The following is a 12,352-nucleotide window of genomic DNA, read 5'->3' as shown; positions in this document are numbered from 1 at the left end:
AGCAAATTAAGTGCGCGGATTTTAATCAGGGAGTAGATGGGAAGTCAAAAGATTTGCAATTGCTATCAGGAGTGGAGGAATCGCAACTCTTGCAATCTCTGCCTCAAGAAGTTATTCGCTAAGTTGTTCTATTTGAAGTCAAATTGATTTATTCAAGGCTTTTCTGTAAGATATGCATTTTTCGTTACGCGTGACTTCTCCGACGGGCCGCCCTTACCCGATAACAACAATAACAACTCGGTTGTGTCAGCAATCACTACGAGGCTGTCATGAAAGCAAAAATGTTATTGTTAAGTCTGTGTTGTTATTTGCATTACAAGTATCTGAGAGCAACACGCCGCCAAGACAATGATACCATCCGTATTAATCTCCAAGAAATGACTCTGAATGCTGAAATCCCTGCGAGCCAAACCTTGCATTAAATTGCAGACAGCTGTGATTTGATCCATTTGCTCGGGCTTAGTTTCGGCCTTAGCTCACTGCCGTTTTTTGCTGACCTAGAGCTTAATTGCTTCAACCAATGTACAGGTCAGCACTGAAATGGAGAGTGTACTTCGTCTTCTAAATAACTGCAGGGGGTACCTCTTTGGGAAATTAGCTGGGGGATAGACTGCCTATAACAGTTTGTTGGGACCTAGTTAAAGGTTTTTCCATATGCAGGAAGCTTTGTTTAATCAGCATCGATTCTTCTGACAGAATTATTTAGAGAAGAGCATATATCACCGGTGTTTATATGCTCTAAAATAATTAGGCAGCAGTTTTTTGTACAATGGGTCTTGCAAAATGCGGATGAGTTGAATTAGAGGTGGGCGATAATGTATTGAGATTCATTTTTCCAATTAACCCGCGATGAATACCTTCAACCACTGCTTCGACCAGTGTACTGCAATTAAAAGTTTCTCGAATGTTCTTTAAGTATTTTTCCACTGTATAAGGACTGATTTTAAGCATTTGCGCGATTTGTTTTCCTGTATTTCCTTGAGCGGCGAGCCATAAGCATTCTCGTTCACGCATGGAAATTGAACTTTGATCAGAATATCCACGTTTGATGATTGCATGTCGAAAATGTTTGTTAGTTAATATGAAGGAATATTTGTATTTAGGATTACAAAATTCAATTAATTCTAAGAATGCATCAACAAATGAGGTGCAAAAATTTTCAAAAGAACGTACCGTCTTGTCATAAAAAGATTGGCTGTCTTCAGTAGGAACGCCTCGTATAGCACTAAAAACAAAAGTACATTCCGCACAACGCCTAACAAGGTTATAAACAGGGTAAATCTTATATTCTTCTGCAAGCATCGCTCTCAATCTAGGCGAAATGCACTCCCCTTTATTAGTTAACAGATAACCCTCGCCCGCATGCTCAATCATTTGAGGTGTGTAATTATAATCCTCTTTGTAGAGTTCATCCCGATAATAAGCTTGGGTCACAGGATAAACATTTGACAAAATAAAAGGAGTACCATCGTTAAAAATCACATACATTACAAAATGCTTAAGGCCTATGCTTGCAAGGGGTTTACAAACATCATCAATTTGTTTTTTGTAGGCGAGACTAAGAATGTAGGGTACGTCGTTCATGATAAATCCATTTCTCCTTTAAATAATTCTTTCTAAATTAATCCTATAGGAATCTAGCTCACGTTGAATTCGGTCTTAGATAATAGCCAGCATTCAACGAGGTTTATTTCAGCAGAATTATTAATTTCCATAAACAACTATAAATACAGCTTTTAAAAAAATAAAATAAAAAAATATAAATTTATGGATTTTTTATTAGGCAGAATGATTTAAGTAAAGAAGACATGCAAACTCGTCAAGAATTCGGCTTCTGGACATAATCCAGATGGATTATTGTGGACTACCCTATAACTTTCGAATACATTAAGCCTCTAACCTGAGGCATCTAATGGATGCCGGTGAGAAGAGGACGAGCTGCATCTCTTGATCTTAAATATTTTTTAAGACTACACAGCATCAGATTCGGACGACAGTATAAAGAGGGGTTAAATGAGAAAAGGAATTTTGAGTTGGTATAGAAAATATCTTGCGATTCCTCGATGTTCATTATTGCTGCTGCCTATTATTGTTGTAAGCTCCTTAATTACCGCTTCATGCATGTGCATAGCCTTATATTTAACCAAAGTTAAACATTTTTCTATTCTTGATATAGGTGAAACGGTCTCTATTTATTATACGGGTTGTTTTATAGGTTCGTTTATAGGAGGGGCTTTAACAACTAAATATTCATCAATTAATCTTTCATGCATTTCTAGTCTTTTATTAGGAATAATATTCATTAGCTTACTGACAGTTGATGATTTGTTAAACATAAAAATATGTATGCTTTTCGTAGGAATATTAGTTTATGTTTTAACGATAAGTAATCTGAAGAACTTTCTTAAACCTGCTAACGATAAAAATACAAAGCTAAAGCTAATAAGTGTCGAATTAATAGTATTTAACATAAGTTATTCTGTTAGCACTTCTGTTTTATTGGTTCTCTCTATTCATCAAATCAAGTTAGTTCTAATTGCAATGGGACTCTCACTGATTGCTATAGGAGGATTAACTTTTAAGATTTTAGCATCTAATTCTCTTTTCATTGTGAATAAACACCACGAAAAGAAGCCAATGTTCATTCTAGCCAATTACAAAATTCTGTTAATGACATTAGCTAATGTAGCTTTAATAGGATTAATCTTTTCAAGTATAAAAGTTATCTATACTCCAACGATTCAACAAAGATTCGGTGGGAGTGGAGTGGCCGTAATTATTGCATCAATAAATCCATGGCTTATATTCCTAATTCAACCAATAGTGATAGAAAAAGTTAAAAACATAAATAATACTTTAATGATGGGATTAGGAGGCTTGGGTGTTGGTGTGGGCTACTGCTTTTTTGGTTTCTCTGCTGTATTTTTAACTTCCGCAATGGGTTTAATCATAATGACAATAGGAGAGATTTTGTTTTCCCCACTATCAAAATCGTTAATTATTTCTCAATTTAATTCAAATAGTGATGGGTTGGCACTTGGCATTTGGAGGAGTGTTTTTATGGGCAGTGGTTTTGTTGGACCTGTTATGTCTGGTTATTTAGCCGAGCAATACGGAAATATGGTAGTTTGGAAGTTATGTGGTATTCTTGGATTAATTTGTTTCTTATTGTCTATTTCTATTCATAGAGGCGAAAGGTTAGCCCAAGCATTATCACCAAAAAACGCTTTTTAAGAGAATATGGAGAATGTATGCAGTTAATATCAATATTAGAAATGTTAGCTGAGAATAATCAAGTTAATAATGAGGTAATTCAAAGTTATCTAATTTCAAATAGTTTAAAAAATTCTGAACAGATTCGAAAAATATTAAATCAAGAGTTAGGTATGTCTACTCCCATGGAATATTTTGCATGTGAAACTCATGTAGCATTCTAGACTATTGAGATTCCTTTGAAACGATTAACAATAGCAGGGACAGGAATAAAATTCCTGGCTCACCTAACTACTGAGGTAAAGGGGATTATCAAGTCTAGCTCATGTGTGCTTTATCTTTTAAATGAACCGGCAATGAAGCACTGGGTTTTAAATAATTCTAAAATTTCCTTTTCACTGGATGAAATTTATTACTCTTGCGAAAAGAGAATAGATGCATATGAAAAAATTGTACAAGTTGTTCTCTCCTACGCTGGTAAATATAATGACTTAGTTTTGTTAATATATGGTCATCCCCTTGTATTCTCTTCAGTTGCAATGAAATTAATTGAGCAATGCTCAAACAGCGAAATGCAATTATCGGTACTGCCTGGAATATCTGCTTTGGATTGTTTACTTGCAGATCTGAGGATAGATCCCGCAGGAGCAGGGTTGCAATGTTATGATGCCACTCTTTTTATAAATAAAAATGTGGAATATTCCTCTAGTGCGCATTTGATACTATGGCAAATTGCCATAGTAAACGAAATTAAAATTATTAAGGGTGAAATTAATAAAGTTACTCAAAAAACTGGGCTAAGCTATTTAAAAAAAATTTTATTAAATAAATATTCAGCTAATCATCCATTAATCCTTTACGTAGCTGCATTATATGCTGGAGTTTCATCTGAGATCATTGAGCTTGAGCTTGATTCATTAGAAGAGATTGAGATCCCACGTTTAGCAACTTTATATATTCCACCCTTATGTAGTTGAGCACATCTTAATACATCCTCTTAAAAATTTGCCTTCGTGACAAAATCTTAGACTTAGTGTTTCCAGAGAGCTGTATAAGAATCTGTCATCAAAGGTTGGGAGTAAAGCGGAATTTAATATGAAATTGCTACCACATGGTACATTATGAAAATACTCAAATTTTACAAGTCTTGCCATCTCCTCGAGAGTTGTTCCGCTTAGCATATTATTAGGAAAATGCAGTGCATCAATAAAAGAAGGAAGTATATAGTCCAGAAACTTGAGTTCTGAATTTGCACTGGTTCTATCATTTCTTTTAATTAAAGAGCTTGGCATGGTTGGATGTTGGAGCGAATAATAAACAGGAGTTTTATCAATTTCATATTTAAATTTGTATGGGATCATGAATGTTGGATGGCTATCTAATTCGTAGTACTTAGTAAAAGCATTTTGTAATTCTCTTAAGGGCAATGATCGATGATCTGTGGCAGGTATGTACCCCGGCACTTCACCCAAACAAATTTTCATTAAATGAATAGCTGTATTGGTTATGTAGGAATTAGATGTAATCAAGTTGTTATTTTTTTGCGTTTGAGAAAAGAATAGTTCATAAAACGTGCTATTCGATTCAAATTGGTGTGAAATTCTATCGTGATCCATAATAAAAGATTTAAGTTCAATCCAGGCGAGATCCTGCGAAATTGAATTTATCCATTTTTCAGAAAAATAAAGTAAACAAACGCGCCAATCTGACTTAATTACTTCACTGTTAACGATAGTTTTAAAAACGTTAGAATGCTCCGACAGCTTTTTTGGTGCATTGATTTTTTGCTTAATTGAATTGCTTAATTTAACAATATTACTGTAGTTACTGATACTTGGAATCAAAAATGCAGTTTTTGAACCTGAAGAAGCTTTTAAAATACCATTGGGGGAGTAGTTGCGTGTAGATTTTCTATTAAGAAGAATAGATTTATTAAAAATAAAGCCCGGACTAGCAATATCATACGGGAAAATTTCATGATCAGTTTCAATGAAGTATTCAATCTCATTTTCTAAAATCATCCCCAGGGGGGAGGTATACTTACCATATCCTAAATCATTAACAATTTGCTTAGGTAAATTTGCATCCGTTAGCTTACAGAAACCTCCATCCATCATTGGAAGATAAGAACTTTGTGTATCACCTTTTAACATACCATAAGGTAAGTAGAGTAGATACAACGGGTAATCTTTGCCAGGAGAGAGTTTGTTAACCAATTTAGCAAATTCAGGACATGCAATTTCAACGCGTTTATGAATATCTTCCCAAAGAACTCTAACAACGCCATTTCTTAAATCAATTTCCGTATACATATAACATTGCTTATAGTGAGGATTTTTAAGTCGTAAATTTATTCTCTTGAATTGAAAAGAATTTTTTATTGTACAATTGCAACCTTGCTATGGAAACATTTATGATAACACATATGCCCACTCCCGCCCACAGCTAGTCTAACCCCCGAAATATACAGTTAAAACAATAAGCTGCGATTTAATTTTTCCATGCAGTATTAAACAAAATTGTTTTGGATAAACAGGCAAAGGTACTTGATATTGGTTGTGGTGGTGGCGAAATCACGCGGGAAATGGCTCTGAGGGTTAGCCATGGTCAGGTACTTGGGACGGATGTATCTCCGCAGATGGTCAATTTGCCTTCAATAAATTGGCCCATCAAAGCAATTTGGGGTTTTTGCAGATGGATGCAATGGATAATGGATTTAGTGATGAATTTGATGTGGTAACTTCCTTCAATTGCCTGCATGGGGTAGGCGACCAGCGAAAAGCCTTGCGCGGCATTTGTCAGTCGGCAAAGCGTGGCGCTCAAATTATTCTTCTTTTCCCATAAAAAATCAGAGTACCACCATGTGCTTGAGTCTTTATGTGCCCAAGAGAAATGGAGCGGTTATTTCATGGATTTTACGGAACCCAAGTTCGGAAAACTTTGGTCTTAAAATGGCCATTCACTCCTCAAACGATTCAAAATCATCTTCCAGAAGAGCGTCATAATCCCCTTTCTTTTCCTTCTTTTCCTCAATTTTTGTATCCAGATCCCGAAATAAAGCGTCCACGTCTTCAACGGGTTGATCTTCATTGCGTTCTTGCCGCTCTCTTTTTATTTTTTGCAAGGCATCTTTGGATAAAATAGTCATAACTCCCTCGTAATACCAAGCCCTTTCTAAAAAGGATAGCATGTAAGCAGGATTTATACTTTTATCCGGGCAGTATTCAAGCTAACATTGCTTTCTAATTGTCTTGATAGAAGATGGTATGCGCAAATCAAGTCTCTTTGAACAAGTTTTGGCTGAAATCGATGGCGCTCTACGCACTCTATTACCGCCAAATCCACGCATTAGTAAGCGGCTGACCCCTGGAAATGCGGTTGCTGACGTTAAACTTGGGGTTGATGAACAATCACATGTTGCCGGACTGATGCGGGTGAACCATGCTGGTGAAGTTTGTGCGCAAGCTTTATACCGCGGCCAAGCTTTGACGGCAAAACTGCCTGAGGTAAGGGAGCAAATGGCCAATGCGGCAGAGGAGGAGGTTGATCATTTGGCGTGGTGTGAGCAAAGGTTGCAAGAGCTTGGCAGTCAGCCCAGTGTGCTCAATCCATTGTGGTATATGGGCTCTTTGATGCTTGGTATTGCTGCCGGTGTTGCAGGGGATCGCTGGAGCCTTGGTTTTCTTGCGGAGACCGAATTGCAAGTATCCAAGCATTTGCAAAGCCATTTGGAGCGCTTACCGCCAAAAGACAATAAAACCAAAGTTGTTTTGGAGCATATGCATGAGGATGAAGCACATCATGCGGACATGGCCATTAAAGCAGGGGCTGCCGAGCTGCCTCCGTTCATTAAGCAGCTGATGCAGTGGGCGTCGAAAATCATGACTCGTACCAGTTATTACTTCTAAGATGATTACTTTATTACTAATCCTGGCTGGTTTGGCACTGGTTTTATTAAACGCCTTTTTCGTGGCCGCTGAATTTGGCATGGTGAAATTGCGACAAACGCGCGTTGCCATCATTGAGGAGCAATATCCATGGCGTGGAAGTATCCTTGCCAAGGTGCATCGAAATTTGGATGCTTATTTATCCGCTTGCCAATTGGGGATTACTTTAGCTTCACTGGGCTTGGGGTGGATTGGTGAGCCGGCCTTTACGCGCTTGCTTTCCCCGGGGTTTGCCTGGTTAGGCTTGGAAAACCCGGCTTTGAATGAATTCATTAGCTTTATTCTGGCTTTTTCCCTGCTTTCTTTTTTACATATTGTGGTCGGTGAGCTTATGCCAAAATCTTTGGCCATTCGTCAGAGTGAAGCGATTTCCCTGTGGACCGCTGCCCCTTTATATGCTTTCTACTGGCTTATGTATCCTGTCATTTGGCTTCTTAATAATTGTTCAAATTTTCTTTTAAGGCAGCTAGGCCTGGACGTCGTGCACGAAGGAGAGCAATTTCACTCCAGTGAAGAGATTAAAATGATTTTGCAATCCAGTGAGGTTCACGGCGAATTAAGCAAGCAGGAAAGTTCCATTTTGTCGCAGACCCTTGAATTAGGTGACTTGCAAGCCATGGATGTCATGCGCTCGGTTGAAGACATGGTCACACTGGAGACCCCCATTAGCAGCAGCCGATTAATAGAAATACTCAATGAATATCGCTATAGCCGCTACCCTGTTTATGATAGGGCAAAAAAACAAATTATCGGGATTTTGCATGTAAAGGATTTACAACCTTTGTTGCAAGAAGCAACAAGCAAAGCCGAGTTATCATTAAGAGAAATTACAAGGCCTGTGCCGAAAATTTCCTATCGCTTGCCCGCATTGACTTTGTTGCGCCAATTTCAAGCAGGGATGCCTCATTTTGCCTTGGTTTACGGCCGGCGTGGCGCCATAGTAGGTTTCTTGACTTTAGATAACTTATTGCATTTGGTTATTGGTGTTATCAAAGATGAATTTCATAACACCCAGGACGAATGGACTATCCATGAGGATGGCAGCATTACCGTAAAAGGAGATTGCCCTATTTATACGCTCGAAAGAGCCTTGCAGCGCGACTTGATACTGGAAGCGGAAGATGAGGAGCAAATGGCCACCATAGCAGGCCTAATTATTCACAAATTGGGGCGGGCGCCAAAAGAGGGCGAGACGATTACTTTCCCTGATTTTGTGGTTACTATAGAACAGGCGCAGGGCGCTAGAATAAATCAGGTAAGAGTCAGACCTGTTGTGAAAAAGGTGGAATAACTTTCAAGGAAACCAGTCGCACTTTGACTCATCGCAGCACTACTAAGGATAAAAATGGCGTCAAGTACTTTGTTTATCTTATCTGTAGTATTAATTGCCTTTCTCTTTGACTTCATAAATGGTTTTCATGACGCAGCCAATTCCATTGCAACCATCGTCACCACGGGGGTTTTGTCGCCTCGACAGGCGGTACTTTGGGCGGCATTCTTTAATTTTATCGCTTTTTTGATTTTTAACCTTACGGTTGCCAACACCATCGGCAGCGGTTTAATTGATGGCAGCATTGTTAATGTGCAATTGATTTTTTGCGCGCTTATTGGTGCTATTTTTTGGAATATCGTTACTTGGTACTATGGTTTGCCCTCAAGTTCTTCCCATGCCCTGATTGGCGGGTTAGCCGGTGCGGCGCTGGCGAAAGCCGGAATCGGTTCACTGCAATTCGCTGGTTTCATGAAAGTGCTCGCCGGCATCTTCTTCTCACCCGCTCTGGGCATAGTAATGGGGTTTTTATTTTCTTTCTTCTTTTCCTATCTTTCAACAAATTACAATGAGCAGAGGTTGAATAAACTATTTAGGGGATTCCAATTGGCTTCCTCTGCTTTTTTGAGCCTCACTCATGGCGGAAATGATGCGCAAAAAACCATGGGAATTATTGCGGTCCTTCTTTTTTCCTCGGGTTGGCTTGAGGGGCAGTTTTACATTCCATTCTGGATTGTTGTTTCCTGCCATTTTGTCATCAGCCTGGGAACTTTAACGGGGGGCTGGCGAATCGTTAACACCCTGGGTAACAAAATCACCCATTTGAACAGCATGCGCGGTTGCGCGGCAGAAACTGGGGCCGCAATTATAATTTTTATTGCGACGGAGGGTGGTATTCCAGTTTCCACAACGCATACCGTAACTGGATCAATTGCCGGCGTAGGATTAATCAACGGCCTTAAGGAAACTTACTGGCCCATTCTCAGACGCATTTTTTTATCCTGGTTACTGACTATTCCTGCAGCAGCTATGGTTTCAGCAGCCATCATGCTTGGCATTCAGTAGCTATAAGGGCAATTTCAGCACCCTGTCTTAATTTGCGCTATGCTAAATACATGCCATAGTCAGAGGTTTATGATCATGAAAAAACCAGTTGCGCAACGCGAAAAAAGCAAAAAGCTTTCAAAGCAGGATTTAAGCAAAGCCTCTGGCGGTAATAGAAATTCCCCCCCACCGCCAAGGAATAGGGTTCCTATTGAGTTGGATGATCGTTTTCCCAAGATGAAAGAGTAGTGAAAGGGTTACAGGCACACATTAGCATTTAAGCAGAAGTGGAATCGCTTTGTTTAATAATGCTTAATTTCTGCGTTTTCTGCGTTTTAAGTTGTCCGTTACTAAATGTTTTTTCAGCGAAAACTATTTCTTCTTGGCTAAACAATAGGATGCTTGATGCATTAGTACCATAGGCAAATGTGGGTAAGTCAAGAAAAATGGAGCTTAAGCCTATTTCCAACTCATGGTTCCCGGGATTGTTTAATTGATCATTGGGCGCCTGCATGCGGTCTGAAAGGATGGGAAACAACAGTGAAATAAGTCCTTCTGCCTCAGTTTGTTTAAGGAGCAAAGGATTGATTGTTTCATACAATTCCTTTGCACGATTTACTTTAAACCAATTGCTATTGAGGAAGTGATTGCTAAGGCCATAAACACCCGAGGTTAATTTGAGCAGCTGCTGGTTGAAGTTATTGTAGTAGTAAATTTCATTTAAATTGCCGGCGATTAAATTAAAGCGATTGTATTGCTTGGCCACAGGTTTAAGTTGTTCAAAAAACTGTCTTGGCGAATCAGTTTTGCTGAGTAAAAAGTCTTTGACAAGCCAACCGCGAGATCGTTTTGAACTTTGCTGTTCCCCAGGCATGCGGAAATTGGTGACCAGTCCAAAATGGGCTTGCCTGTTCACCCCCAGCCAAGTTCCATTCTGCAGCAAATCCCGGCCAGAGAAAACATCAGGATCTTCTGACCAGAAATCGGCTGCTGAACTTGCCCGATGATAAAATTCATCCCGATTCGATAAGATTATCAGTGGAAATAAGGGATGTTGCTCTATAGCAATCAGTGCTAAACACATAAATTTTTAACTCTCATACCCAGAATAGGGGCGAATTTATTTCCTTACATTGCTAGCATAGTTCATCATCAACAATTAGGTATGGCGACCTGGGACGCTGAGACTTTATGAAGCAGTTTGTAACGCTGTTTACCGGCGAAGATGGCAATTCATATTTCAAAGATGAGACTTTAGATATTGAATCCGAGCAACCATTGGGTTCCTATTCTCAAAAAATTGCCACCAAGGCCATGATGTTTCGCCAGTTTAAGCCGGGCGCTCATTTCGATTGGCATAATGCACCACAACCGCAATACATTATTTATCTTGAAGGCGAAGTCGAAGTGCAGGCCAGCGGAGGTGAAGTTCGGATCTTCAGGGCGGGGGATGTGTTGTTTGCCAAAGATTTAACAGGCAAGGGGCACATAACTAAAACACTTACTGAGGGTTCATCAATAATTGTGACTACAAGGGACTAACAGGCAGTCTGATTGAAACTCAAGCCTGGAAACAGAAGCTATAATTAGACGTATTGGAAAAAAACCAGAAAAATTATGGCGCTTGGGCAATTAAATAATAAGCAATTAGGAATAATTTCTTCGCTGATTTCTTTATTGTTTTTAATTGCGATAGTTGTCATGTGGTTAATCATTAAATACCATCAATACCCAACATTCCCCAATAGAGTCGATTCCCTGGAGCAGCTTGGCCAAAAAATCAATGAATACAATCAGCTTTTTTCCGGGCATAAGCAAAAACCCACCTACATACCCACAGGCCTATTCATTCAATCAATGGAGTTTGATAATGCCAATACTGTTTTGGTCAGTGGTTACGTTTGGCAAAAATATCCCAACAACCTGCTGCCCCCTGAAGAGGGGGTTGTTTTTCCAGAGTCAAAGGTAAGAATATGGTGGGCTAGCGCCTATCAACTTAGATTCGATGATTATCAAGTTCGCGGCTGGCAATTTGGGGGAGTCCCAATATTTCAGGATTTTGATTATTCAAATTATCCTTTTGATATTCAAGTCATTTGGCTGCGCCTATGGTCTCGCGAATTTTACAAGAACATCATCCTTGTTCCTGATTTGAATGCCTATCAATCAACCAAGCAAAAGCTCCTGGGGCTTGAAAAGAATATTGTCGAAGTCGGGCTTAAATTTGAAGAAAGCTTTTTCAGTATGGAAAAGCTGAATATGGACAGTAATTTTGGCATTAAGAATTATCGCTATACGGAAAACTATCCCGAACTGTATTACAACATCATCGTTAGCCGCTATTTCATTGATGCCTTTATTCATTATTTATTGCCGGTCATAGTGATATGGAGCATTTTATTTTCCCTGGTAATGATGACGAGAACCAAAGCTGAGGAACGCCAAAAACTGGGCTTATCAACCATTGGGATTATATCGGCCTTGGGTGCGGCCTTTTTTTCAATATTAGTGATAAATGCCAACTTAAGAAGCCAATTTCCAGGCCAGCCGATACTCTATATTGAATTGTTCTACGCAGTGACTTACCTGGTTATTAGTCTGATAGCAATCAATGCGTTTATAGTAACCGGCCAAGATAAAATACCAGCCTGTTTGAAATGGCGGGATAATCTACTTCCCAAGCTGCTATTTTGGCCAGTTATTTTAGGCTCTTTAGCGCTATTAACGTTCTTTAGATTTTTTATGTGAAAGCAAACGCCCAAATATGGGCTTGTTGAAAACATCCTTCTTACTAAGCCCTGCCTCATGAATTTCGCCCGCAGCAAGCCAATCATCCAGGCTATGCTTGCTCAAGAGACTGAAAAAAATATAACAATTC

The 12,352-nt window shown here is 39.1% G+C and carries 15 protein-coding genes; 11 read left to right on the top strand and 4 right to left on the bottom strand.

The window, feature by feature from the left end; translation table 11 throughout:
* Positions 1-747: 747 nt before the first annotated feature.
* On the bottom strand, positions 748-1,584 hold the full coding sequence (locus tag EL203_RS14035) for a response regulator transcription factor (protein WP_058471629.1): 837 nt from the start codon (positions 1,582-1,584) through the stop codon (positions 748-750).
* Positions 1,585-2,013: 429 nt separating this feature from the next.
* Here EL203_RS14035 and EL203_RS14030 point away from each other — a divergent pair, with 429 nt between their 5' ends.
* From EL203_RS14030 to EL203_RS14020, 3 genes are read left to right on the top strand one after another with little or no spacing between them, the layout of a single operon-like run.
* Positions 2,014-3,234, top strand: a complete 1,221-nt coding sequence (locus EL203_RS14030; RefSeq protein ID WP_058471630.1) for an MFS transporter — start codon at positions 2,014-2,016, stop codon at positions 3,232-3,234.
* Between the two features lie 17 nt (positions 3,235-3,251).
* Positions 3,252-3,437: a hypothetical protein gene (locus EL203_RS14025; protein WP_058471631.1), complete on the top strand. Its 186-nt coding sequence runs from the start codon at positions 3,252-3,254 to the stop codon at positions 3,435-3,437.
* Between the two features lie 15 nt (positions 3,438-3,452).
* Positions 3,453-4,190: an SAM-dependent methyltransferase gene (locus EL203_RS14020; RefSeq protein ID WP_064108359.1), complete on the top strand. Its 738-nt coding sequence runs from the start codon at positions 3,453-3,455 to the stop codon at positions 4,188-4,190.
* Here EL203_RS14020 and EL203_RS14485 read toward each other — a convergent pair.
* Positions 4,179-5,525 (bottom strand): hypothetical protein, encoded by a 1,347-nt coding sequence (locus tag EL203_RS14485; RefSeq protein ID WP_058471633.1) that lies wholly within the window; start codon positions 5,523-5,525, stop codon positions 4,179-4,181. The two genes, EL203_RS14020 and EL203_RS14485, sit on opposite strands and share 12 nt — an antisense overlap.
* Positions 5,526-5,797: 272 nt before the next feature.
* On the opposite strand from EL203_RS14485, the gene EL203_RS14790 reads away from it, so the two are divergent.
* Entirely contained in the window at positions 5,798-5,953 is a 156-nt protein-coding gene (locus EL203_RS14790; RefSeq protein ID WP_408610129.1) for a hypothetical protein, read from the top strand.
* Positions 5,917-6,057 (top strand): methyltransferase domain-containing protein, encoded by a 141-nt coding sequence (locus EL203_RS14710; protein ID WP_162262750.1) that lies wholly within the window; start codon positions 5,917-5,919, stop codon positions 6,055-6,057. Before EL203_RS14790 ends, EL203_RS14710 begins: the two co-directional genes overlap by 37 nt.
* Before the next feature lie 115 nt (positions 6,058-6,172).
* On the opposite strand, the gene EL203_RS14000 is transcribed toward EL203_RS14710, so the two are convergent.
* Entirely contained in the window at positions 6,173-6,361 is a 189-nt protein-coding gene (locus EL203_RS14000) for a hypothetical protein (RefSeq protein WP_058471635.1), read from the bottom strand.
* Positions 6,362-6,479: 118 nt separating this feature from the next.
* On the opposite strand from EL203_RS14000, the gene coq7 reads away from it, so the two are divergent.
* From coq7 to EL203_RS14480, 4 genes are all read left to right on the top strand, one after another.
* On the top strand, positions 6,480-7,121 hold the full coding sequence (coq7, locus tag EL203_RS13995; RefSeq protein WP_058471636.1) for a 2-polyprenyl-3-methyl-6-methoxy-1,4-benzoquinone monooxygenase: 642 nt from the start codon (positions 6,480-6,482) through the stop codon (positions 7,119-7,121).
* A gap of 1 nt (position 7,122) precedes the next feature.
* Positions 7,123-8,451: a hemolysin family protein gene (locus tag EL203_RS13990; protein WP_058471637.1), complete on the top strand. Its 1,329-nt coding sequence runs from the start codon at positions 7,123-7,125 to the stop codon at positions 8,449-8,451.
* A 54-nt stretch (positions 8,452-8,505) separates the two neighbouring features.
* Positions 8,506-9,495, top strand: coding sequence for an inorganic phosphate transporter (locus EL203_RS13985; RefSeq protein ID WP_058471638.1), 990 nt, complete (start codon positions 8,506-8,508; stop codon positions 9,493-9,495).
* 75 nt (positions 9,496-9,570) lie between these two features.
* Positions 9,571-9,723: a hypothetical protein gene (locus EL203_RS14480; RefSeq protein ID WP_156413830.1), complete on the top strand. Its 153-nt coding sequence runs from the start codon at positions 9,571-9,573 to the stop codon at positions 9,721-9,723.
* A gap of 28 nt (positions 9,724-9,751) precedes the next feature.
* On the opposite strand, the gene EL203_RS13980 is transcribed toward EL203_RS14480, so the two are convergent.
* Positions 9,752-10,558 (bottom strand): NRDE family protein, encoded by an 807-nt coding sequence (locus EL203_RS13980; protein WP_058471639.1) that lies wholly within the window; start codon positions 10,556-10,558, stop codon positions 9,752-9,754.
* Positions 10,559-10,665: 107 nt separating this feature from the next.
* On the opposite strand from EL203_RS13980, the gene EL203_RS13975 reads away from it, so the two are divergent.
* The gene (locus EL203_RS13975; protein WP_058471640.1) at positions 10,666-11,016 is read left to right on the top strand and encodes a cupin domain-containing protein; all 351 of its coding nucleotides are present in this window, start codon (positions 10,666-10,668) and stop codon (positions 11,014-11,016) included.
* Between the two features lie 75 nt (positions 11,017-11,091).
* Positions 11,092-12,222 (top strand): hypothetical protein, encoded by a 1,131-nt coding sequence (locus EL203_RS13970; protein ID WP_058471641.1) that lies wholly within the window; start codon positions 11,092-11,094, stop codon positions 12,220-12,222.
* Positions 12,223-12,352 lie beyond the last annotated feature (130 nt).

It is taken from the genome of Legionella jordanis (genome assembly GCF_900637635.1).
GTDB lineage: Bacteria > Pseudomonadota > Gammaproteobacteria > Legionellales > Legionellaceae > Tatlockia > Tatlockia jordanis.
This window is presented reverse-complemented; position numbering and strand designations above follow the sequence as displayed.

Bases quoted from the DNA above. Each gene is read 5' to 3' on its own strand.
- EL203_RS13975 (WP_058471640.1), top strand. From the start codon at position 10,666: ATGAAGCAGTTTGTAACGCTGTTTACCGGCGAAGATGGCAATTCATAT.
- EL203_RS13970 (WP_058471641.1), top strand. From the start codon at position 11,092: ATGGCGCTTGGGCAATTAAATAATAAGCAATTAGGAATAATTTCTTCG.
- EL203_RS14035 (WP_058471629.1), bottom strand. From the start codon at position 1,584: ATGAACGACGTACCCTACATTCTTAGTCTCGCCTACAAAAAACAAATT.
- EL203_RS13980 (WP_058471639.1), bottom strand. From the start codon at position 10,558: ATGTGTTTAGCACTGATTGCTATAGAGCAACATCCCTTATTTCCACTG.
- EL203_RS14480 (WP_156413830.1), top strand. From the start codon at position 9,571: ATGAAAAAACCAGTTGCGCAACGCGAAAAAAGCAAAAAGCTTTCAAAG.
- EL203_RS14485 (WP_058471633.1), bottom strand. From the start codon at position 5,525: ATGTATACGGAAATTGATTTAAGAAATGGCGTTGTTAGAGTTCTTTGG.
- EL203_RS14025 (WP_058471631.1), top strand. From the start codon at position 3,252: ATGCAGTTAATATCAATATTAGAAATGTTAGCTGAGAATAATCAAGTT.
- EL203_RS14000 (WP_058471635.1), bottom strand. From the start codon at position 6,361: ATGACTATTTTATCCAAAGATGCCTTGCAAAAAATAAAAAGAGAGCGG.
- coq7 (WP_058471636.1), top strand. From the start codon at position 6,480: ATGCGCAAATCAAGTCTCTTTGAACAAGTTTTGGCTGAAATCGATGGC.
- EL203_RS13985 (WP_058471638.1), top strand. From the start codon at position 8,506: ATGGCGTCAAGTACTTTGTTTATCTTATCTGTAGTATTAATTGCCTTT.
- EL203_RS14030 (WP_058471630.1), top strand. From the start codon at position 2,014: ATGAGAAAAGGAATTTTGAGTTGGTATAGAAAATATCTTGCGATTCCT.
- EL203_RS14710 (WP_162262750.1), top strand. From the start codon at position 5,917: ATGGATAATGGATTTAGTGATGAATTTGATGTGGTAACTTCCTTCAAT.
- EL203_RS13990 (WP_058471637.1), top strand. From the start codon at position 7,123: ATGATTACTTTATTACTAATCCTGGCTGGTTTGGCACTGGTTTTATTA.
- EL203_RS14790 (WP_408610129.1), top strand. From the start codon at position 5,798: ATGGCTCTGAGGGTTAGCCATGGTCAGGTACTTGGGACGGATGTATCT.